Source organism: Gemella massiliensis (assembly GCF_900120125.1).
Taxonomy (GTDB): domain Bacteria; phylum Bacillota; class Bacilli; order Staphylococcales; family Gemellaceae; genus Gemella; species Gemella massiliensis.
In genome coordinates this window covers 81,471-105,190 of sequence record NZ_LT635544.1, presented here as the reverse complement: position 1 = coordinate 105,190, position 23,720 = coordinate 81,471, and the positions used below count along the sequence as shown (strand labels likewise).

The 23,720-nt window shown below is 28.0% G+C and carries 20 protein-coding genes; 3 read left to right on the top strand and 17 right to left on the bottom strand.

Going from position 1 to position 23,720, the window contains the following annotated elements:
• Window positions 1-46 precede the first annotated feature (46 nt).
• From BQ7358_RS00530 to BQ7358_RS09100, 9 genes are all read right to left on the bottom strand, one after another.
• Window positions 47-1,732: a glucosaminidase domain-containing protein gene (locus tag BQ7358_RS00530; RefSeq protein WP_072520098.1), complete on the bottom strand. Its 1,686-nt coding sequence runs from the start codon at window positions 1,730-1,732 to the stop codon at window positions 47-49.
• 387 nt (window positions 1,733-2,119) lie between these two features.
• Window positions 2,120-2,809, bottom strand: a complete 690-nt coding sequence (locus tag BQ7358_RS00525) for a sugar phosphate nucleotidyltransferase (protein WP_062172240.1) — start codon at window positions 2,807-2,809, stop codon at window positions 2,120-2,122.
• Window positions 2,810-2,823: 14 nt separating this feature from the next.
• Entirely contained in the window at window positions 2,824-3,699 is an 876-nt protein-coding gene (locus BQ7358_RS00520; protein WP_062172238.1) for a DMT family transporter, read from the bottom strand.
• Entirely contained in the window at window positions 3,689-4,558 is an 870-nt protein-coding gene (locus BQ7358_RS00515; protein WP_062172234.1) for a choline/ethanolamine kinase family protein, read from the bottom strand. Before BQ7358_RS00515 ends, BQ7358_RS00520 begins: the two co-directional genes overlap by 11 nt.
• A gap of 313 nt (window positions 4,559-4,871) precedes the next feature.
• Window positions 4,872-5,603, bottom strand: coding sequence for a hypothetical protein (locus BQ7358_RS08840; RefSeq protein WP_072520097.1), 732 nt, complete (start codon window positions 5,601-5,603; stop codon window positions 4,872-4,874).
• A gap of 362 nt (window positions 5,604-5,965) precedes the next feature.
• A complete protein-coding gene (locus tag BQ7358_RS00505) occupies window positions 5,966-6,172 on the bottom strand; it encodes a hypothetical protein (RefSeq protein ID WP_062172227.1) in 207 nt (68 codons plus the stop codon).
• Between the two features lie 25 nt (window positions 6,173-6,197).
• On the bottom strand, window positions 6,198-7,196 hold the full coding sequence (locus BQ7358_RS00500; RefSeq protein WP_062172225.1) for an acyltransferase family protein: 999 nt from the start codon (window positions 7,194-7,196) through the stop codon (window positions 6,198-6,200).
• Between the two features lie 237 nt (window positions 7,197-7,433).
• Window positions 7,434-8,792 carry a hypothetical protein gene (locus BQ7358_RS00495; protein ID WP_083577623.1) on the bottom strand — a complete coding sequence of 453 codons (1,359 nt, stop codon included), beginning with the start codon at window positions 8,790-8,792 and terminating at the stop codon, window positions 7,434-7,436.
• Window positions 8,793-9,808: 1,016 nt separating this feature from the next.
• A complete protein-coding gene (locus tag BQ7358_RS09100; protein WP_256386960.1) occupies window positions 9,809-9,931 on the bottom strand; it encodes a hypothetical protein in 123 nt (40 codons plus the stop codon).
• Between the two features lie 188 nt (window positions 9,932-10,119).
• On the opposite strand from BQ7358_RS09100, the gene BQ7358_RS00485 reads away from it, so the two are divergent.
• Window positions 10,120-11,592 carry an oligosaccharide flippase family protein gene (locus tag BQ7358_RS00485; RefSeq protein ID WP_072520096.1) on the top strand — a complete coding sequence of 491 codons (1,473 nt, stop codon included), beginning with the start codon at window positions 10,120-10,122 and terminating at the stop codon, window positions 11,590-11,592.
• 11 nt (window positions 11,593-11,603) lie between these two features.
• Window positions 11,604-13,016, top strand: a complete 1,413-nt coding sequence (locus BQ7358_RS00480) for a ComEC/Rec2 family competence protein (RefSeq protein ID WP_231723789.1) — start codon at window positions 11,604-11,606, stop codon at window positions 13,014-13,016.
• A 253-nt stretch (window positions 13,017-13,269) separates the two neighbouring features.
• Here BQ7358_RS00480 and BQ7358_RS00475 read toward each other — a convergent pair whose 3' ends face one another.
• The 8 genes from BQ7358_RS00475 to BQ7358_RS00440 form a co-directional block, all read right to left on the bottom strand.
• On the bottom strand, window positions 13,270-14,628 hold the full coding sequence (locus tag BQ7358_RS00475; RefSeq protein WP_072520095.1) for an ISL3 family transposase: 1,359 nt from the start codon (window positions 14,626-14,628) through the stop codon (window positions 13,270-13,272).
• A gap of 161 nt (window positions 14,629-14,789) precedes the next feature.
• Window positions 14,790-15,710, bottom strand: coding sequence for an acyltransferase family protein (locus BQ7358_RS00470; protein ID WP_231723788.1), 921 nt, complete (start codon window positions 15,708-15,710; stop codon window positions 14,790-14,792).
• 60 nt (window positions 15,711-15,770) lie between these two features.
• Window positions 15,771-16,487 carry a LicD family protein gene (locus BQ7358_RS00465; RefSeq protein WP_062172213.1) on the bottom strand — a complete coding sequence of 239 codons (717 nt, stop codon included), beginning with the start codon at window positions 16,485-16,487 and terminating at the stop codon, window positions 15,771-15,773.
• Complete coding sequence (locus BQ7358_RS00460; RefSeq protein ID WP_072520094.1) at window positions 16,487-18,637, bottom strand: LicD family protein; 2,151 nt, start codon at window positions 18,635-18,637, stop codon at window positions 16,487-16,489. Before BQ7358_RS00460 ends, BQ7358_RS00465 begins: the two co-directional genes overlap by 1 nt.
• A 9-nt stretch (window positions 18,638-18,646) precedes the next feature.
• On the bottom strand, window positions 18,647-19,609 hold the full coding sequence (locus BQ7358_RS00455; RefSeq protein ID WP_062172208.1) for a glycosyltransferase family 2 protein: 963 nt from the start codon (window positions 19,607-19,609) through the stop codon (window positions 18,647-18,649).
• Window positions 19,599-20,435 (bottom strand): LicD family protein, encoded by an 837-nt coding sequence (locus BQ7358_RS00450; protein ID WP_062172207.1) that lies wholly within the window; start codon window positions 20,433-20,435, stop codon window positions 19,599-19,601. The genes BQ7358_RS00455 and BQ7358_RS00450 overlap by 11 nt, the downstream gene beginning before the upstream one ends.
• Window positions 20,428-21,645: a DegT/DnrJ/EryC1/StrS family aminotransferase gene (locus BQ7358_RS00445; RefSeq protein ID WP_062172205.1), complete on the bottom strand. Its 1,218-nt coding sequence runs from the start codon at window positions 21,643-21,645 to the stop codon at window positions 20,428-20,430. Before BQ7358_RS00445 ends, BQ7358_RS00450 begins: the two co-directional genes overlap by 8 nt.
• A gap of 486 nt (window positions 21,646-22,131) precedes the next feature.
• The gene (locus BQ7358_RS00440) at window positions 22,132-22,815 is read right to left on the bottom strand and encodes a sugar transferase (protein WP_062172203.1); all 684 of its coding nucleotides are present in this window, start codon (window positions 22,813-22,815) and stop codon (window positions 22,132-22,134) included.
• Window positions 22,816-23,012: 197 nt separating this feature from the next.
• On the opposite strand from BQ7358_RS00440, the gene BQ7358_RS00435 reads away from it, so the two are divergent.
• The gene (locus BQ7358_RS00435) at window positions 23,013-23,720 is read left to right on the top strand and encodes an IspD/TarI family cytidylyltransferase (RefSeq protein WP_062172201.1); all 708 of its coding nucleotides are present in this window, start codon (window positions 23,013-23,015) and stop codon (window positions 23,718-23,720) included.

Below are 23,720 nucleotides of genomic sequence, written 5' to 3'. Positions count from 1 at the left end.
CAAAAGTAAGGGAGCAAGGCAATTTACCTGCCCGGCTCCTACTTTTTTATTTATCTTTTCTTCCTAAACGTTCGTTAGCTTCAAACATTATACTTGCGATTGATTCGCCCCAATACGGTGCTGTTGCATAGTTTACATTCATACCGCCGGCTTTATTTCCTAAATATGCACCATGTGCAGGGTATCTACCATTAGTTAGATATTTCTCACTAATCCAACGTGCAGCCCCCAATATACCGGCATCAACATTATCAAAACGTTTAGCTGAATTGAAAGGATTTGAATCATAAGCGGCAATACCGAAGAAATTATTTTTTCTCTTCGCTATATTACTTTTACCCCAAGCACTTTCTAAAGCACTATGTGCCACTAAATAAAGTGCATTAACTCCATATCTTCTTTCAGCTTCTTTGAATGTTGCACCTCTTCCAGCCAACATACTGTTGCTCGCTCCCATTAAGTTATAAAGGCGATTAAGATCTGCTGCCGAATAATTTGTTTTTGATTTTAAATTATTAAATTGGAACGGATGCTCAAGTTTAAATGTTCCGAAATTAACACCATCTGCTGAATAATAAGCTTTACCCACTACCATATTCGGATTATGATATGCAACTTTTACTTTACTATATCGCGAATAACGATGATATACATATTTACCATCACTTACATAATCCGGAATAAATGTTGTATTTTCCGTTACGGCTTGTACTTGAGAAGGATTTACATACCCCGTTAAACCTGCTACCTGTACCGGTATTCTTCCGTTTGAGGTTGCTCTACTGTCTCTAAATAAGACCGTTCCTTGTGATACATGTGATAATATTTTTCCGCTAGCATCATAAACCGGAATATACAATCCTTTTACTTTATAATATCCTGAGTAAGTATTACCGCTATAGGTTTTATTAGATTTTCCTGCATTTGCTACCCATTTTCCGTTATTGTCTACATAATAACGTCCACTATCTACCCAGCCGTTTGTTGCCATCTTTCCGTCTGATCCTAACCAGTAGTTTCCTACCCATTGATTCCTTGCCAATGTGTTATTTTGGTTATAATAATACCATGTAGTTCCTCTCTTCACCCAACCTTTTTGGGCATTTGCTATCCATTTTCCATTATTATCAACATAATAACGTCCACTATCTACCCAGCTGTTTGTTGCCATCTTTCCGTCTGATCCTAACCAGTAGTTTCCTGCCCATTGATTCCTTGCCAATGTGTTATTTTGGTTATAATAATACCATGTAGCTCCTCTCTTCACCCAACCTTTTTGGGCATTTGCTATCCATTTTCCATTATTATCAACATAATAACGTCCACTATCTACCCAGCTGTTTGTTGCCATCTTTCCGTCTGATCCTAACCAGTAGTTTCCTGCCCATTGATTCCTTGCCAATGTGTTATTTTGGTTATAATAATACCATGTAGCTCCTCTCTTCACCCAACCTTTTTGGGCATTTGCTACCCATTTTCCGTTATTGTCTACATAATACTTCCCTTGTATCCAAGTATTCTTTACCATGTATCCATTACTACCTAGATAATAATCTCCTACCCATTTATTTTTTACTTGTGCACCATTATAGTAGTAGCTCCATGTACCATGCTGTTGTACCCAACCTTGAGCCGCCGCATGTGCTTCCATCCCTACTACTTCATTTATTACTATCGGTGTTGTTAATACTGTTAAAAACATTAAGCCACTTTTTACACTTTTTGAATTCATTTTTCTATATCCTCATTTTCAACATTTTATTACATAAATTTATCATATTAATTATATCATAAGCTTGTTATTGTTCTTATTACAATTAAATGATTTTTATTACAAATTTGTTACGTATAATAGAAAAAGTAACCCAAAAATCATGATTTCATTAGAAATCAATTTTGTCGAGTTACCCCTGTATAATTCATTAAATTTACGAAAATTCTTTAAAGCAAATTTTTAAATTAGTGAACCCCTTCATATAACTACTGATGAGTAAATTCTACTAAAATTTTTACTTTTTAGATCATTCCACCTTTTTTAGGATTCTCTTTTGCACCAGTTCCGTAAGCCACCCTGTATACTTTTTTAATTCATTTTGTTATAACTTCATTGTTTGATACCTTACTTATATCTTTTTAAAATTTCTTCTAACCTATTATAATCCTTAACGCTATCAATCTCATAAATCGTATTATCTTCTAATTCTTCAACATAAACATCAAGTTCTTTAATATTATCCTTAACTATATTATCCCAGTACAAATCCATGAATTTCTTATCAGTATATGCTTTATCAATAAACTTAATTATTTTTTCTGCTGTTTGTTTATCCCAAAATGATACACCACTTAAAATCCTTCCCCCCCTGCTGTCAACAATAATATCTGTTACTTTATAGTCATCACCATATATTAAAAACCACTCATTATCACAATCTTCTCGATAAACACTAAAGTATGTAGAACGATCTATATTTGTTCTAAATAAATTTTTAAATAAATAATTATCTGCATCAATAACATAACTATCTGCTAATAGATTTTTCACTAAATACAATGAGTAAAAATTATTATACTCAGCATACTTATCATTATATACTAATTCAACATTATAGTTTTCTGTTAAATATTCAAACTGCTCACACAAATATCCTGTTACTATAACTATATCTTCTATACCTGTCTCTTTTAAATATTCTATTTGATATTCTATTAGCGGTTTCCCCTTTACTTTAATAAGTGATTTAGGTGTATTGTCAGTCATTGGTCTTAATCTTGTTCCAAGCCCTGCTGCCAAAATAATTGCTCTCAATATTATATTCTCCTTTAATCTTTTATAATAATATAAACTCCTACCACAATAATTAACGATGTTATCACTACTTGTGCACTTAGTTCTCCGCCAAGTAATAACGCAGTAAAAATTATTGTCCACACTGTATAACTAACATTAAGCCCTGTTGCTTTAGCTGGTTGCAAACGATTAATAGCAATATAATACATAATATAAGAAATCATGTTGCTAAGTACAAAAATAAAAATTATGCCACCTAATTTTATGTCAGTAAAGCTACTAAAATCAAAACCATTGAAAACTATAATAATAAGATATGATAAAAACGATGTAACTTGTCTTATTAATAATGTTTCTATCTCACTAAGATTATTACTCATTGCATATGAGCTAAGTACACTCTCACTTCCCCACGCAACTGCACAACCAAAAGCAAATATTATTCCAATATAAAATGATTGAACTTGCTCGGTCTTGTAACTTTGTATAAAAATTCCTATAATAATTAATGTAATCCCTAAAATTGTTTGTTTGGAAATTTTATGTTTTAAGACAAAAAATGCTAAAATTACAGATACTGCCGGATAAATAGCAGTAACCGATGATGTCAATGCACTACCGATGTACTTAACAGCATATAAATTACTTTGCATTCCAACCGGTCCTGCTAAAATAGCACCTATTATTACACTCATATTTTTTATATTAAGAAATATTCTAAAATCTATTCTTTTATATTTAATCAACAATATTGCTCCTAATATAAAAATACTAATAAAATCATGTACAAACGCTACAATAAACGGAGAAATATTGTATGAAGAAAATATATATGCACTAATTGTAAGACCTAATCCCCAAAATAAACCTGAAAATAGACCAAATGATATACCACTTTTATTTTTCATAACTGTTCACATACTCTTTCAAATTTTTTAATGCTCTTTGATATCTATCTTTACCATATGTACCAAAGTCTGCACCTTGTTCTTCTTTATAAATCGTCCAAAGACTCCAGATAAAATCTTGAAGTATTTTATAAATCAATATTTTCCCAACACTAACAGGTGTTTTTTCACTATTATAATACCTGAGAAAATCTCCTTCTTCTGATTTTTCAAAATCAGATTCTAAAAATAACGCTGCTAAATCCCACATTGGATCATTCATAGTTGAATATTCCCAATCGATTAGATAAATGTGCCCTTTTTCATCTTCTATAAAATTTTCTGGTACTAAATCAATATGACAAGATTTTTTTTGTATACCTAATTCTTCTAGTGGTTTTTTCAACGACATTACTTTTTCTCTTATTTTATTATAATAAGGGAAATATATTTTCCCTATTATCAAACTCTCATACTTCAAAATTTCAGAAAATGGATTAAACTCACCTTTAAGCTCTTTTTTTGAACTATGCACTGTTTTTAAAATTTCCGCTACACTCGGTAATTTTGTTTTTATATAATTTTTATCGAAAGTTTTGGCATTTTCTATATATTTATTAACTTTTATTCCTGCTTCTATATCAAACACATAATTTTTCACATCGAGTTCCAAGTCCTGCAGCAACTCTAAATTATATTTTTCAGCTTTACGGTCTATTAATTTTTCTGTACCTTTCCCAAAAAATTTAACAATATACTTTTTATCCGTAGTTTCGACTAGGTAATTGTTATTGGTCATTCCACCTAAACGTTCTACATTTATTATTTCTTCTTCAGGAGATAACAATATACTTATTTTATCACGTATTAATTCTTTCACTTTATCTTCTCCTTATTTGCATAATATTATTTATTATAACATAAAATTGAGATTTTTTAATTGTTTTTAAAGGTTTTTGGTTTTATTTCCTCGGTAGACAGTTTTTTTACACATTTCATATTGTTCTCTGATATTATATATTGATATTTATACACTACCCCCGTAGGATAAATAATTACTAAATTTTTCCTATTATCTATTTCAATCACATCTTCAAAAAACACTTGTATATCTTTAGGGATGGTATCTTTATTATCTATAAGCGTCCCAGGTTTTATTTTAGCAATACTTTTAATGCCTATAGGTAAACTTTCTATAACTTCAGGCTTCTCTTTTTTGCGTCGGAAATTTCATTTTTGTAAATTTTTGTTTTTACAACTTCTAATAATAAACCCTTTCTCTTTCTAAAAAATTCTTTTATTGCAAAAATTACTAATACCACTGCGATAAGGTTTATCTCACCCTTAAATAAACTTGCTAAAAACTTATTATTTGATTTTGCTATAAAATCATATACTCCAAAATAACTAAAAAGATTAAAAATAATACACAAAATAATAATGGTTAGCATTATATACATTTTAAATTCAAGTTGTCTTTCGTTTATTTCTCTGATATTTCTTTCTGAAAAATATTTTTTATCACTCAACTTACTACTTAAATTTTCAGTGTCAACTAAAGCAAAACATAACAAAAACGCTAACACACTCCCCGTCAACAACTCTGGTGTTAAAACATTTGCTATAGAAAAAACTATAATTATTATCATTATACTCCATTTATCAAGACTGAATATTTTCTTAATTTCATTTAAGACGACTGCAGTTACTATAATAAGAGCTATTGTAGCATATCTATATTTATCTATGAAAACCCCTAATACAATAAGATAAATTATTGAATAAAAAATTTTATATTTCGATAACTTCACATCTAATCCGGCAATATAAAGTAAATTATGTATTTTTTCTATTATATTACTCCCTTTTGGTTTATAACTTCCTTCTTTTTTATATATACAGAATGATTTTAAAATAAGAAACATAGTTAAAACTATAATTAAAACCGAGAAAAAAACTAGAGGTTCCTCTATGGGTAAAACTATAGTTTTAATTGAAATTGAACCTACTGCTGTAATTGGACTTAAATATATATGTAAAATAAAATTAACAATTTTATAAAGTATACTAATTTTATTTATTTCTAAAAAATAAATACGTAATATAAATAATCCAATAACAATAGGATAAATATATACACTAAAAATATCTAATATTTTATTTGTTCTTTCATATTCTATTAATTTTTTATAAAATAATTTATTATCCTTGTAGTAAGCTATTATCCCTAATTTCCCCGAATCAATAACTATATCCCTTTGAAAATATTTTTCATCTAATATTTCTATTATTCTTCTTTTTTTTCTACTTTTTCCTTCGGTTTCAAAGCTTTTTTTATTTCGTTGTTGATTTCTTTTTCCTTGTCAGCTATTTTCTTTTCTAAATCTTCTTCATCTTCTCTTTCTTTTAAAATTCTTTCTTTATCTTTCTTATATTCATGACCTTTTACAACAGTGTACTTATTTTCTTCCACAACTTCTAATTCTTTTCCCATACTTTTCTCACTTTCATTTTTCTACTTATCTTCTCCCTACCAAAACTGGAAAAGTTCTGTTAATTATAAGTGCTATTAATTCACAAATCCCAACAGCACAAATAATTTCAAACATCATAATTACATAGTTGTTAATAAATATACCAGTGTATCTACCTGCCAGTTGTTCAAATATTATATCTAAAATATACAAAACTATCGGCGAATGATAGGCGTAGTATATTAATGTATTTTGTCCTATTTTTTCTATAAAGTTAATCTCTGGTATATTTTTAAAAAATATTAAACATGCCCAAATACCAAAAACAGCGGCAACAAAGTATAATATTATATTGTTTGTCTCTTGATAGTATAAGTCCACTCTCTTATTAACTACACCTAATGCTATACTTATTAAAACAGCTATTAGAAAATATCTCTTTTTCAAAACGTTATTAAAAATTCTCATATTATTTTTCACGTAGTACCCTAATAATATGAATAGCACAGCATACGGTGCTAAATCAATACTCCAAATCAACCAGTATTCATTGGCGTATGCTATTTTCCCTACATATATCGATAAAAATAACCCTACCACCACCATTAGCCATTGGTACCACACTTTACAATATTTCACAATAAGATAGCTGATGATTTCTGATACGAATAAAGCATTTAAAAACCATAATTGATAATAAATATGCATTCTGTCCGCTAGTACTAGAGATTTTATGAAGTATACAATATCTATCTTCAATATCAAATTTGGTTGCAATAATATCGATTTCACTGCAAATACTGAAATATTTAACAAGAAAAACAGTATAACTATCGTTTTTGCTTTTCTTTTAAAGAAACTCCAAAAAGTATTATATTTTTCTACACTAAAGACCAATCCTGATAAGAAAAAAAACAATGGCATATGAAAAATATATAAAAGCAATTTTACTTTTGAGGGCGTGTACGACATATGCCCTAAGATAACAAGTATTATAGCTAACGCCTTTAGCATATCTATATATTTAATTCTCGTTTTTTGCATAAATTACTTCTCCTTTAAAATGTATATAGCCGCTTCTTCATTAATCAAGTCTTGCTTTTCAAAAATTACATCTTTATTATAATGTTCTCTAAATAATGTTTTAATTTTTTGTTCAAATGAAGAATTATTAGGTATAACATATTTAATTTGATTATTATTTAATGAACTCGATAATAAGTTATCTGGATTATTTATTTTCAATTTATTTAGTTTAGTATAATACTCTGGCGAAAATGTCTACCACGTTCCTAACGTAGTAGAGTTTGAAAACAAATTATTTCTATCCACAAACACTTTAGATACATTGGCTTGACTATTTATTATATTACTATACCCTAAGAAAATATATAAATTCTCCTTGTTGTTTTTCAAAACATTATTGTATTCAGGATTCAACTGATGTTTTTGGTAAGTAAACCAATATAAGTTATTTTTTCCAAAAGAAATTATATAAGATAAAAATAAAAAACATAATATTCCAAAGCTAATACCTTCAGTATTTTTTAAAATTTTGTATCTTTTTCTTTCAAAAAAATATTCTCCAGATAATATAATGGCTAAAATTGCCACACATATTATCGGTATATAAACACGCTCTACTAACCTTTGTCTTATTACTAATGCAATTAGAGATAATATTGGAGTCAAAATTAATAAATACCCATATCTATTTTTCACTCTAAAAAATATTAAAAATAATATAACAAAATAAATAAACACTTTTATTAACTCACTAGAGAATAATTCCAATGCGGTTTCTCTTATAGAAAAGTTATACTTTTCACTTATAGAGCGCATATTATCTAGATTACTTAGCATATTTTCATTAAAGACATTCTTCTCGGCAAATATCCAACTATTATAAGTATCCAGATCATTTTGAGAAATATTAATCTCTTGAAGTTGTTTTACGTAGTCTTCATAATTTATAGCTGGATAATCTCTTATCTGCGTACTTTTATCATTCCATGATAAATACTCCGAAACTGTCTGGTTAGAAGTAGTAACCATCTTATTCGATAAGAAAATCGCTATTATTATCAACGCTAAGGAAAATACTTTCCTTTTTTCCTTCTTTACAATCGTTTCATAAAGAATTATCGCTATCAATAATATTAAAATACTTGTTATTACCTGAATTCTGAGCGAGAATCCAACAAAGATAACAACGTACGACAGTAAAGTATGCTTATTTTTATACAATAAGAGCACGCCTGCCAAAGACAATAAATAAGCCACTACAGAATATGTAAAATACTTTAAAATCAAAATTTCTAATATTAAAATAACTGAAAATAACGCATACTTATTCTTATGTTCTTTCACCAAGTATAAAAAAATAGAAAAACTTAAACTATAAGCTACTATAAGAAAAATAAAATAAATATTTATAGCTGGTATTATACTTTGAATAATCACTAATAAATAACTTAGTACAATACCGATATAAGGAAGTAACATATACTCCCCGTTTAATATAGAATAATTTATTGCCACATCATCTACAGCATGATATAGATAATTGTAATTTATTCTATATAGATATACTATTAAAATCGGTAATATTAACATCAAAATATTATAATATTTTTTCACAATAATCTCCTTATATACCTAAAAAGGAGGGACAAGTGCCACACTCCTTTTTTTATTTTCTCCAAATTCTTTCTGTTTAGGATACGAGATTTTATCTCCATTCCTTCCACATTAAAACAACTAATGTTCTACTTCTTTCTTGGTATTATACGATAACCTATTTAAAATTTCAAGGAAAATAATGCTGTAACAATACTAAATAATTACTACCCTTTTAAAATAGTACTATTGCTACTTTTCTCATGAAGTTTAAACAATAAACTAAGATATAAAAAATATTCATATTGTTTAACGCAGAAACACTTAAAAATCCCCATATTTATATTTTAAAATGAATAAATGATAAGAATATAATATATAATTAACAATATAGAAAATTGATATTATTTCAATCGCCATAACAGTATGTTTGAATAAATATGATGCATATAGTATTATTAAACTTAAAAAAGGTATTATGCTAAAAAACAGCATCTTTCTGTTAACAGCAATACTTATAATAAAAAATACATCTAATAAATAGGAATACCTATCATGCATGTTTGGTAAAAAAAGAACACAAGTATATATTGTCCAAATAGCAATATAACATACTATATCACCTTTAATTTCAATTTTCTTATGAATAGTATAAAACAATCCTAAACTTAAAATAATAAACGCTATTATAATTGCAATTTTTTTGAATAAACTATGTGTTTCTAAAGTTGATGGAGAAATAATTGCCCAAAAACTTGGAAAGTTAGCCCATAAATAACTATATCCTGACTGTTGTATATATATTATAAATATTGAAAAAATACTTCTTCCCATTAGCAAACCAGGTAAACTTAGAAAATACATTGTTGCTATTATTACACTAATCATTTTAATAATACTAAAGTCTTTATTTCTAAAATACTAAAAAGAAAATAAAGGTACAATAAAAATAGTTTGTAATTTAAAAGAAAAAGCCACACCTAATACAATAAACGATTTTATAAACTTCCTTTTCATTAATAAAAGAATACTTATAATTACAAAAGAACTATATATCTAATAATAATTCCCAATATGCTCATTAAAATAACAAAATAATAAGTAATATATTTTTCTATATGATTAATAATACGTTTTTCTATATTAAACATAATTCTCAACTAAAACCTCCTCAATTTATAATAAAATTATACTATACATAAATATACAAAATCAATTATAAGTAAAACTATATGAGATAAAATATTATAGTATTACAATAAATGTAAGATAATATAAAATAACTTCTACTTTCCTTTCTAAATATGTTATAATAGTCAAAGAACTTTCGAAAAGGACGAATTACAATATGAAAAATATTAAAATTAATGCATTAGCTAGTTTAATGGTTAATGTGCTAAATATAGTATTTCCTTTAATAACAAACCCTTATTTAACACGTATTCTAAGCAAATCAAGCTATGGTTATTTCAATACTGCAAATACTTGGGTGAGCTTTGTTATACCTCTGGCCGCATTTGGAATTTATAACTACGGGATACGTTCTATAAGCAAAGTAAAAGATGATAAAAACAGAATAAACTATATTTTTTCAAAATTATTTTATATATCAATACTAACATCTGTAATAACTACTATTTGTTATTTCTTATTTATTAATAGTACAGAGATCGAAAATTTGAAAATACTTTATTATATACTCGGCATTCAAGCTTTCTTCCAATTTTTAAATATAGAATGGATGAACGAGGCTTATGAGAATTATACATTTATTTTATACAAAACACTGTTTATACGAATAGCTATGCTAGTCTCAATCTTCGTTTTTGTAAAAACAGCAGATGATATAATCCCTTACACTATTATTATGAGTGCTACAACTATTCTAAATTATCTTTTAAGTTTTATCTGGATAAAACGTGAAGTAAGATTCGTAAAAGTACCTTTAAGTGATTTACTTGCATCTTTTAAAGGATTAACTACTATGCTCCTTTTAGCAAACGCAAATATGCTATACACTTTGCTCGACAGAATGTATATTACTAAAGGCCAGGATGAGAATTTTATATCATATTATACTATTGCTTCTAGTATCGTTATGCTAATAGCAAATGTACTCGGGGGGGCACTTAATGTTAGTCTCCCTCGTCTTGGGTATTATTTAGGGAAAAAAGACTATAAGGCATACGAAAGTCTAGTTAACCAAGGTAGCGCACTGTTTTATTTTCTAATTATTCCTACTAGTATAGGGATTTCTATTTTAGGAACTTATGCTACTGTCATCTATTCTTCAGAGAAGTATTTAGAAGCTGGAATCGTTACTAGTGTTTTTGCCGTAAGAACTATAATTTGGGCTGTCGAGCTAATTTTAGGAAAACAGATTATTTTTATCAATAATTACGAAAACAGATTAACCTCCTATTACTTTATAGGAGGCGGAATTAATATACTATTAAACTCGCTACTTTTCTTTAATCATTTATATAGACCTGAATACTATATAGCTACGACTATGCTTGCTGAACTTTTTGTTGTGATATTAGAAATCTTATTTATTGTTAAGCATAAACTTATAAGTTTAAAAACTTTATTTAACACTGTTTTTAAATATACTGCAATTTCTCTAGGATTTATTCCTATATATTTTATTTGCAAAACAATATTTAATATAAATTCTTATGCGATTACCTTTAATATGTTGTTAATGATCATTTGTGTAGTTGTAATTTCTGGTATTTACTACTTAATAGCATTATATATATCAAAAGATAAAACACTTAACTATGTTATAAGTATAGCTAAAAATAAAATAAAACGTTAAAAGGAGTTTATATGAAATTTACTAAACGCTGTATATATTTTTTATCACTACTTTTTCTTTTGTTAATTTTTTCTAAACAAATCTATGCAAAAGATAGAGTGCACATAATAACTGTTTCTTCTTGGTCAGACGCTATAATTTTAGAAAGCGATGACCATTTTGCAATGATTGATACCGGAGAAGATTACAGTTATCCTGATGGAAACAATCCTAAATATCCCGTCCGCGAAGGAATAACCAAAGATCCTAATCTAATAACAGAAGACAGATTGTTTGCACATATAAAGGAGTTAGGAATTAAAAAACTTGACTTTATTCTTCTTACTCATGTGCATTCTGATCACACTGGGGCTGCTGCCGATATTTTAAAATCGATTCCTACGGACAAAATTTATTTAAAAAAATATAGTGATGAAAGAATTTCAGATAAAGAGAGACTATGGGATAACTTATATTCTTACGATAAAGTACTTAATGCTGCAAAAGAAACTAATGTAGACATTATTCAGGATATAAAAGATTCAGATTCTCATATAAAACTAGGAAATATTTCTATTAATTTATTAAATTATAAAAATGAATATGATAGTGACGGGAACTTAAAAAAAGTATATGATGATAATTTGAATTCTATTCTATCAGTTTTAAATATAAATAATGTTAAAGTGTTTTTAGGTGGAGATTTAGAAAACACAGACTTAAAATTAGAGGATTACTACGCCCCATTAATAGGACAAGTTGATGTCATGAAATTTAATCATCATGTCGAAACAACAAAATCTAATGCAACAAATTTTATAGACACTCTAAGACCAAAATATATTATCAAAACCGGAATACGTCCAGTCGAAGAAAATTATAAAAAATATCTTGATAACAAAAATATCAAAATTATTAATGCTGGTCGTAGTGATATTAAAGCCGTTGTTCTTGATTTTGAAAATAACTCTATTAACGATGTATCTACACAATACACTCACTACGGCTTTTATAACGAGAATAATACTCTAAAATTTAAAAATTGGAATAACAACTATCCAGAAAAGGGATGGCTTCAAGAAAATGATAATTGGTACTATATAAAAGGCAACGGAATAGTTACAGTAGGATGGGAGTCTATAGACGGAAAATATTTTTATTTTAATGAAAACGGAACCTTACATAATGGAATTTTAGAGGATAACGGTAATACATATTATATTGATAAAAACACAGGTGTGTTATCAGATAGTTGGAAAAAAATTGATTCTTCTCTAAAATACTTCAAAAAAAATGGGATAATGCCAAAAATGAATGGGAAAACTTTTATCATTTTGAAAAAGATGGTAACCTTAGTAAAAATCGATGGGTGGGCTTTATTCACACAAATAACGAGGGAAAAATTAGTTTCTCTGATTACAGAAATTACCCACTTATTATATTAATTTTAATTCTTGTTGGATACATTTTTTATTTAGTAACAATTAAAAAGAAAACATCGTGATTTTAATGGGTCTACAAAATATAAGACTGATGAAGAGGAATAAGAGTTTTGAACTTATATTCCTCTTTTTTTTAAAAAAGAGGAGAAAAAGAGAAATTTTATTATATAGATTTAATACATAGTATTTATTTTAAATAATAATAAGCAGACAGTCAATAAAGTAATACAAACTTAGAATAATTTCGTGTACCTAATTAAGCAATATTAATACTGTAATCTATTACATCTTTATTGATTCTATCAGTATTAGAGTAGCCTAAGTTAAATATTATTAATACTCTAGCTTTTAAACTGAAGAAGTTTCTATATCCATAGCTAGTGCGTTTAATATTTTTCACCTTATTAATAATTCCCTCTATTGGACCGTTAGATAAATTATATCTTAAAGCATTTTCTATATACTTTTTGTTTTTAATAAAAGTTTTAAAAGTAGCTGAAAATTCCTCAGCGATAGTAGTTTTACTTAAATTAATAACATCAAAAAATCCTGTAAAGTCATGAGTATCATATGCATCTAAAAGCATTTGTACAGTATAGTATGCTTCTTTTAACTCATTATCTTGTTTAATAAGGTGTTCTACTATTTTTCTACTTGTAATCCATTGTTTAAAATGATATTTTCTTCCATAATCATCACTAGGCACATCATCTTCTCTTTTCAATAATAACTTCCAATATCTTTTAAATTGCTTATATATTCTATCGTTATCATTATCTTTAAATCTTCTCATAACACGTGTTCTTAAGTTATTTAAAGTGTTATTAAAAGCTTGAATAATATGGAACCTATCAATAATTACAGATGCATTAGGGAACAATACTTTTACCATAGCCATATATCCGGCGTTCATATCCATACAGACCATTTTTACATTTAATCTATCTTTAAATGTATATCTCTTTTTAAAATGATCTATTATAGTTGACTTTCTGTTGTTTGTAAGAATATCTATAACCTTATGGTTTAAAGCATCGCAATATATAAAGCTGAGGTGTCCTTCTACATCTTTAGTCGCTCTAAATTCATCGAAACAAAGATATTCCGGTAATCTGGTAGATGGTCTTTTAGATAAAGAGTTATATAGTTCTTTTTGGATATTATATACCGTTGTATCACTAATTTTACATTCTCTAGCTATTGATTTACGTGATGATTCCAGTGTTAATCTAGATATAACTTCTCGTTTTAATTCAAGGGAGATAGTACATTTTCCTTCGGTAACGGTTGTTTTAGCTGTTGTGTATTTATTGCAGTTTTTACAGTAGTATCGTTGTTTGGTTAAGTGTAGATAGGTAGCTTTTCCTCGGCATTTTTGAAGTTTTATACGTGAGAGTTTACTACCATTTTTTAAAACTTTTGCACAACCTTTTACTCCGCAGTTATTACATTTAGGTTGAGGATATTCTACCTTTGCGTGAACTATTTTGAATAGTATCTTAGGAAGTAGTTGTGTTGATTGTTTCGTACATTTTACATCTTCTACTCCTGTAATTTTTATATTATTATCATTAACCCCTAGTAATATTTTTAAATCTGTATTATAATTATTCATGACGTAAGTATCCTTTCTTTAGTTTTAGACGATTAAATTATAACGGATATTTACGTTTTTTTCTATATTTTTTTGTGAATTTGTCATAAAAAAATCGGACTTGATTTTTTCATCAGTCCGTTTTTTTGTTGAGCCATTTTAATAACCACGATGTTTTTTTCTTATAAAACAAATTTTCTAATTTGTTTTATAGGAAAACTAAATGCATTTAAAGACAATAATAAACTAATTATGATAGCTAATAGTAAAAATGCAAACTTCCCTTGTATTCCATAGAAAAACAAGTTCAAAACTCTAAACAATTTATTTAAAATATAATATACATTCATATGCCAAAAATAAACATTTATTGAGTTTCTCCCCATATCACTGATAATTGGAATTTTATTATTAGGTATTACCATTACAATCGCAGCTCCTACAATAAAAGACACTACATAACATCCTAATCTAATAATAGGAGCAATACTCATAATTTTTGGAAAATATGAATTTCTTCCTGTAAATAGATATCTCAATCCATAGAATGTATCAACTTTAAAAAAGCATATACCTAACCATACAGCTAAAATAATTATCCCCAAAATTATATACTGATTATTGTTTTTCCTAAACTCTACTATATCAAATTTTTTTAGAAGTACACCAATCAAATAAAAAGGAAAGAATACTATTATTCTTGACAAATATAAAAAATCACCTATAGATTGATCATATCCAACAAATAATGCTAAAAGAATAGAAAACACAAATATAAATTTAATATTTTGATTTTCTAATACTTTCGTTGTTATTAGATATACCGCTATCGCAAACATAAACCATGAGATACCTCCATCCCATAAAAGATTAAATTCTACATTTATAGTACCTAAAAACCTTTCTATAATAGCTGAACATATCTTATATGCAAAACCAATACTTATAAAAAATATAGCTTTTCCTGTGATATTTTTATTCTTATAAAAATATCCTGATATAAATATAAATAATGGAATATGAAATGAATAAATAAACAAAAATATACTATCATAAATTCGAGATACATCAGTAAACTGATCTGCAAAATGTCCAATTATCACACATGTGACAAGTTATCCCACAAAGCTACTCTTTGCTTCATAAATCTATCTCCCAATAATTTACTTTCTATTTTTTAATACAACTGACGCATTATTTGCATCAATTTTTTTATAAATTGGGTTTCCTTTCCAATTATAATTTGTATTAGGAATTTCAAAATCTTTCCCATATAAAGCTGAAAGATATTCTTTCGCATTATCTGGAACTTTTATATCTATCCCTTTAAAATCAACTTTTTTTAACTCTGAAAAAGGTAGACTGTAGTCATAAACTTCTAGACGAGTCGGTTTACCTAAGGAATTTTTCATATAAAAGATAGTTTTTGAATTTAAGCTGTTTCCTTGCCGTTCATAAACTATAAAATCAACATTTAACCCTTTATAATCGTATGATAATTCTACTAATTTTTCATCATAGTAAAATTCTTTAGTTTTTGCAAGCCCTTTTTGAAGTAATGTTTTTTCTATTTTATAAAATTCTTCTAAGTTTGGTATTAAAATACCAAAATCCATATCTAAATCATGGCTTATAAAATCATTTTCTCTATAATACCCTAACAATGTCCCAAAATCTAACCATAATGAATAATCTTTTAATTTAGAAGAATAAACTACGTCCAAAATCTCTACGAAATTATCACTTAATAACTCACTTCTTTTGGTATCTAATTCTATATTTGCTTTTTTATTCAAAGATTTTATAATAGGAAAATTTTTAACTATGTCTTTTTTATCACCTAAAAAACTAGCCAAACTTCTTTTTAACCACTGTAACACTAGATATTCCCACCTTTTTTATATGCTTTAAAATTATCATGTTTTATTCTATCTTCTTCCTTAGGAATTTCCATATAGTTTTTTCCATATATAGTGCTAAGTATATGATTATACTCTTTCGAAATATAATATTCTCTATCCTCAAACTTGACTTTTATCGTATTATCTAATGCATTTTTTCTAATTTTAGTATTTTTTGATTTTTTTTCCATAAGATAATCTATATACTCTTCATTACTACCAGTAGAAGCTAAGTTATTCATTTTTTCATTCCATTTTCTTACAGAAAATATTCTAAATCCTAAAACTAACAAATAACGAAATATATTTTTTAAACCATTTTTTTTATTAGTCACGCCATACATTGTATAAACTGATAACTGTCTATATATATCTAATTTCGTCATCTCTTTGTTTACATCATTATATGCATCAAAAGGAAAAATGTCCACACAAATCCCTAATTTTAAATCATTATTTATATAATTGTTTTCATAGTATGTTGTTTTATCATATACTCTATAAAATGGATATGGATATTTTTTGTTGTTTTTATATGAGACTACTCCATATTGGGTATTCTCATCTTTTACTATAGCTTCATATAATCTATCATATTCTTTTCTTGTTAAAGATATATCTATATCATCATCCCAAGGAATAAATCCTTTATGTCTTACAGCACCTAGTAAAGTTCCATAAGCTAAAGTATATTTAATTTCTTCTTTTTTACAAATATTGTGAATATAGTCCATCACTCCTAATTCTACTTCTTTTAACTGAGTTTCATTTAATTCTACATACTCTTCTTTGTCTACCAAAATAATATTAAAATAATAACCTACCGCTAAGAATAATATTATTCCTAAAAGAGAAATTCCATAAAATGTAGAACTCAAAAACAAGTTAGAAACTAATATTACTATGGCTGTCAATAAGACTTGCTGTAAGGGCTTATTCTCTATACCATTCCCTTTTTTTTCTATAGTATTTTTTAACATACTTCTCAAAAATGAAACAAAAAATACAGCTATTGATAAAAATCCTAAGAGACCATTATAAAATAATATCTCTAAATATCCATTATGAGTTAAATAATGTTCTCTTACTATATAAGCATCTTTATCTTGTTTTTTTGCTACTTCATACCAATTTCCTGAAGAATACCCTAATAATGGTTTTTTGGGTACAAACTGTAAAGTTGACTTCCAGATTGCAAATCTATTGTTAGAAATATTTTCTTCACTAGTATCCGTTCGTTCTAGTGTTAAATCTTTTTTATCTTTTTCTTCTGTCTGCTTAAATTCATTGCTGTAATGTTTTAGATACTGATCACTAGAAAAATTAATAGCCTTATAGCTAAAAAGTACCACAACTATCGCTAAGAATATTTTTAATACACCTTTATAATATTTTCTATCAAAAAATTTAATAATTGAATATACAACTGTCACTATCATTAAACTCAATAGTGTTGTTCTTGACCCTGAAAGAACTACATATGTAAAATTGAAGAAGATAGTTACTAGTATAATTATCTTATAATTTTTAGTCACTTTTAACAAGATACTTCCTAAGTATATAATTACTATTAACGAAACTATAGACAAGTAATTAGGACTTGCTAGGATACCAAATAACCTTGATTCCATAAAACCTTGTCTTATTAGCAAGCCTTTGTAGTCATGAACCCTGTAGCCTTTTATCATCAAAAATTGAACTAGTGATATAACTACACCTACAGTATTTATAAATGAAATTATAATAAAGAATACATTATATAATTTTATACTGTTTTCTCTAGAAATAACTTTAAATATAGGATATATTGCGAAAAAGTATATATAAAAAACTACCATGTTTTTCACATTAGCTACATACCCTTCTCTTATTACAAATAAACAAGTTACTATATTCAAAATAAAAAATAGTATTAAATATTCTATATTTTTCACATTAAAAAATATTTTTTTTGTACATAAATTAAATGTCGCTATTAGTACTCCTAACAAAGTCATAGAGGCTGTAATTATTTTATTTGCTGAAATAAATTGCAGTGGTACAATCAAACCACACATACAATACACAGAAATTGTTACTATAAACAAAAGATTTATTTTGAAGTAATTTTTATCTATTAGTTTTATCATGATTATCTCCTAATTTGTTTTTCTTTTAAGTATTTTTTTATACAAATTCTTATGAATTAGTAAGAAAACAAAACCTATTTTTCTTCCCCTAGTAAACAATTTATCCTCTAATATATTTTTTCTATTTGTTTTTAAATAATTTATTAATTTATTTTCTAATTCTTTATCTGTATAATCTTTATCTACTAATAATCTATCTAGAACATAAAAATACGCCCAATTCAGCCTAGTTATAGCTACATTTAACAAATTCGGATAGTTATTTTTAATAATATCGTAATTTTGCTCATATGCTTCTATTACATTTAAAAATTTTGGAGAAAATTTTTGTGTAGTAATGCTATTTCCTCTGTGAATATAGTAGTATTTTTTTTCATTTGTTGCTGCTATTATGTTGCACTTATCTAGAAGTTTCACCATTATAAACGCGTCTTCTGCTATTTTTCCAATTTCAAATTTTAAATCTTCAAATAAGATCTTTTTATATAATTTATTAACAGCCGTAACTGAAAGAATTTTTGCTTCCATTACCATTTTTATAGCTTCCTCTTTAGTTAATTTCCACTGCTGTATTTTTGTAACTTGATTTTCTACAACACCGCTAAACACATCATAATGTCCGCACATAGAGATATCCGCTTCTTCTTTTTTCAGGTTATTTAGCAAGAGTTCATACATATCTTTATCAATATAATCGTCGCTATCTATGAACCCTATTAAATCCGAAGTAGCTTCTTCTATTCCACGATTTCGCGCAGAGGAAAGTCCACCATTTTCCTTGTGAATTACCCTAATTCTGTCATCTTTTTGAACTAGTTCGTCACAAAGCTTTCCACTATTATCAGTGGAACCATCATCTACTAAAATAATTTCAAGATTTTTATATGTTTGATTAATAATAGAATCAACGCAACGTTCTAAATATTGCTCTACATTGTACACTGGAACAATGACACTAATCTTATCTCCCATATTCTCCTCCGTATTCTAAGTAACTTTTCTCCATATCCGTTACAAGAGCATCATGATGAGGGACTTGTTTTTCTTTCGGCGGTGGAGTCATATAATCACCGAAGGCTGTTTTTAAATATACATCATAACCTTTAGGAATCGGCATTTTTGTCTGTTCGAACGGCATAAATATACTTTCGTCAAAAGCATCCAACGGATATTTTTTTTTCATATATCCCGGTCCTGAACAAAGTTCTGTTATACCATCGCTTTCTGCTCTAGTGTATTTCGTCATCTCATGTTCCGCTTTTTTCCAAATTTTATAACGTAAAGTTTTCGGAGTAATACCTAATAAAACTGTACTTCCTATTTGCATTAATTTCCCATGATTTGTTGGAATAGTTTGAGCACAAAACAGCGAGTATATTAACGCCCAACGCACTTGTTTTTTTCTACTTGTGCTATCTTTAGGATAGTAATCAAGCGGCAGCACATCTAACGCTAAACCGTGCGGCATATTTAAATCCTGTTGGTAAGGTTTAATACATGTAGTTTGAGTATCACGAATAGTAATAAATAAATTCCTATCAACAAAATCTCTATTACTTTTTGACAAAAAATATCTTTTATCAGCATACTTCTGCCACAACACCTGTAATTTTTCGTAATCTTCACGAGGCATAAAAAAATCTAAATCATCATCCCACGGAATAAACCCTTTATGCCTTAAAGTACCAATCGCACCACCGCCACACAAGTAACATAGTAAGCCATGTTCATTACAAAATTCTACAAAATACTCAGCCATTTCTAAACTTCTATTTTGAATTTCCTGTAAATTACTCACCCACAACCTCCGTTACAATTCGTTTAAATTTATCTATTATTACATCAATATCACTGTCACTTAAGCATGTATGAAGTGGCAAAGTAATCTCGTTTTCGTAATAAGCATACGCATTTGGATAATTTTTTATATCAAAACCGAGGTTATGATACGCTGTTAATAATGGTAAAGGCTTATAATGAACATTACAGCTAACGCCAATCTCTGCCATTTTTTCTATAATTTTACCTCGTTGTTCAAACGTTGCACCTTTTATATGAGTAATGTAAAGATGCCTACATGATTCAAAATTCTCCGTTTTATGCACTAACGGTACTATGCGTGTACCTCTAAAAGCTGTATCATATTTTTCAACTATTTCTTTTCTTCGCTTCAACAGATCCGGATAGCGTTTTAGCTGTACAAGGCCTATTGATGCCGCCAAATCAGTTAAATTACATTTATAACCAGGTAATATAATATCATACTCCCAAGACCCTGCTTTCATTTTAGACAAAGCATCTTTTGTTTGACCGTGCAATGATAAAATTTGAAACTCTTTATATAACTCATCATTATCAAATACCGGATTATTTCTCCACGTAACACTACCACCTTCCGCTGTAGTAAAGTTTTTTACCGCATGAAACGAGAATGTGCTAAAATCGGCAACACTACCAATTTTTTGCCCCTTGTACACACTTCCTAACGCATGTGCCGCATCAGCAACAACAGCCACTCGCCCTAGCTTTTCTTGATATTTTCCATTCGGTTTAAACAAATCTTTTTTACTATCTACAATGCTGAATATACGTTCATAATTGCAAGGTATTCCGGCTAAATCCACCGGAATAATGGCTTTTGTTTTAGATGTAATGGCTTTCTCCAATTTATCATAATCCATCTCATGACCATTTTTTTGAATATCAACAATAACAGCTTTCGCGCCAACATGATAAATAACACTACATGATGCAGTATAAGTCATTGCCGGAACAATTACCTCGTCCCCTTTACCGATACCTAACACACGCAATGCCAATTCAAGAGCAGCCGTTGCAGAATTAAAACAAACCGTTTTCGGTGTATCGGTAAATTCTGACAATCTACGCTCCAATTCTTTTGTTTTCGGTCCTGTTGTAATCCAACCTGACTTTAAAGTGTCAATTACTTCGTTAATTTCTTCTTCGCTAATATCCGGCGGAGAAAATGGAATATTGTATCGTTTCATTATTGTTCTCCTTAGTTACATAGTAAGTATCACTAATACCATTATTACTTTTATTACTGTAATTATTTTCTTAAAATACTCTTCTAATTTCTACTCATTGTCCGTTTTAATAATACAAAATATACTGCTTAAAACCGCTTTAATCAAATATTGTATTACTATTTTAAACCAGCAGAACGCTTTTTTTAATTACTGTAATTCTACATTTTTATACTCTTGATTATATCAAATTACAACATAATAATCAATTATAGGTTTTATATGAAAATCAAAGTATATATTATTTTACAAACATTGCTATTAGGCTCGTTTCTATCCTTTGTGGTTGATTTCTTAAGGTTACCACTACTATAGAATTAGCAACAAATAATATTTTGTATATAAATATATAATTTTACCTACATAACAAAAATAAGCTCCATATCACTCAATAGATACAGAACTATTTCTATTCACATTTTGCATTTTCTTAACTGTTATTAGTAGTTATCTTAATACTACAACCACAGTTTTTATCATAATTTTAATATCATTTAAAATACTGAATTCTTTAATATATTGTAGATTATATTTCATTTTCTCCGGTAATACTTTTTCCATATAGATATCATCAATGGATAAATCACTATCCTTATATCGTGCAATCACATCATCTTCATCTTTATATTCAATACTGGCAGGGGAAGTAATACCCGCCGGAAGCAAAAGTGTTGCATTCATCTCATCGGTATATTTATCAACATATTTCGCAACCTCCGGTCGGACACCTACAAAACTCATATCACCTATAAGAACGTTAATAAGCTGTGGCAATTCATCAAGTCGCAACTTACGTAGTTTTCTGCCCGCTCTACTAATACGTGGATCATCTTGAAGGGTAACGGCTGAACCGATTTTGTCGGCATCTTGCACCATCGTTCTAAATTTGAAAATTTTAAACGGTCGACCGTAAATCGTAATTCGTTCCTGTCTATAAAAAATAGGTCCCTTACTATCTACTTTTATCCATAATGCTAAAAATAATATTACCGGTGACAGTATTATTAACAAAAATAATGCCAACAACTTGTCAAAAAACAACTTCAAATACAACGACATTTTGCGTTGTTCTATTATTTTTTTATATCTATCTACTATTTCAGTTTCAAATCGTTTATCAATACTACTCATTTCGCACCTTACTACAAAATTATTTCTATTTATTATACCATAAATATTCTATCATGTGTTATGAAAATGTTAAGATCATGTACTATACGGTTAAAAATAAGCAAATACAAAACTGATAAGATATGGTAAAAATATAACGTTTTATGTTATAATGGTATTAATTAAGTAAAAAATGAGAATATTTAAGGAGAATATATATGATATATGCTGGAATATTAGCAGGCGGGACAGGAACTCGCATGGGCATAAGTAATATGCCTAAACAATTTCTTGATTTAGGGAATAAACCTATTATTATTCATACGATAGAAAAATTCGTTCTTGAACCTGAAATTGAACGAATTGTTGTTGGGGTACATGAGGACTGGGTTAGTCATGCAGAGGATTTGATTGATAAATATTTACCTACATTCCGTGGAAAAATAATTATTACCGCAGGAGGTAGTGATAGAAATACAACAATAAAAAAAATAATTGAATCTATTAACGATTATAAAAAGTTAGAAGATGATGATATTGTCATAACGCACGATTCTGTACGCCCGTTTATTACATTACGTGTTATAAGAGATAATATCCGACTGGCAAAAGAAAACGAAGCGGTAGATACGGTTGTGGAAGCGGTGGATACGATTGTAGAAAGTACAAACGGGAATTATATTACAACTATTCCCAATAGAGCACATTATTATCAAGGGCAAACTCCTCAAAGTTTTCGTTGTAAAGATTTTCTATCATTATATGATTCGTTGAGTGCGGAAGAAAAATCAGTGCTTACAGATGCTTGTAAAATTTTTGTTATCAAAGGGAAAAAAGTTGCTTTAGCTAAAGGAGAATATTCGAATATTAAAATAACAACGGTAACGGATTTGAAAATAGCTAAAGGGATGTTAGAGGACGAGTAA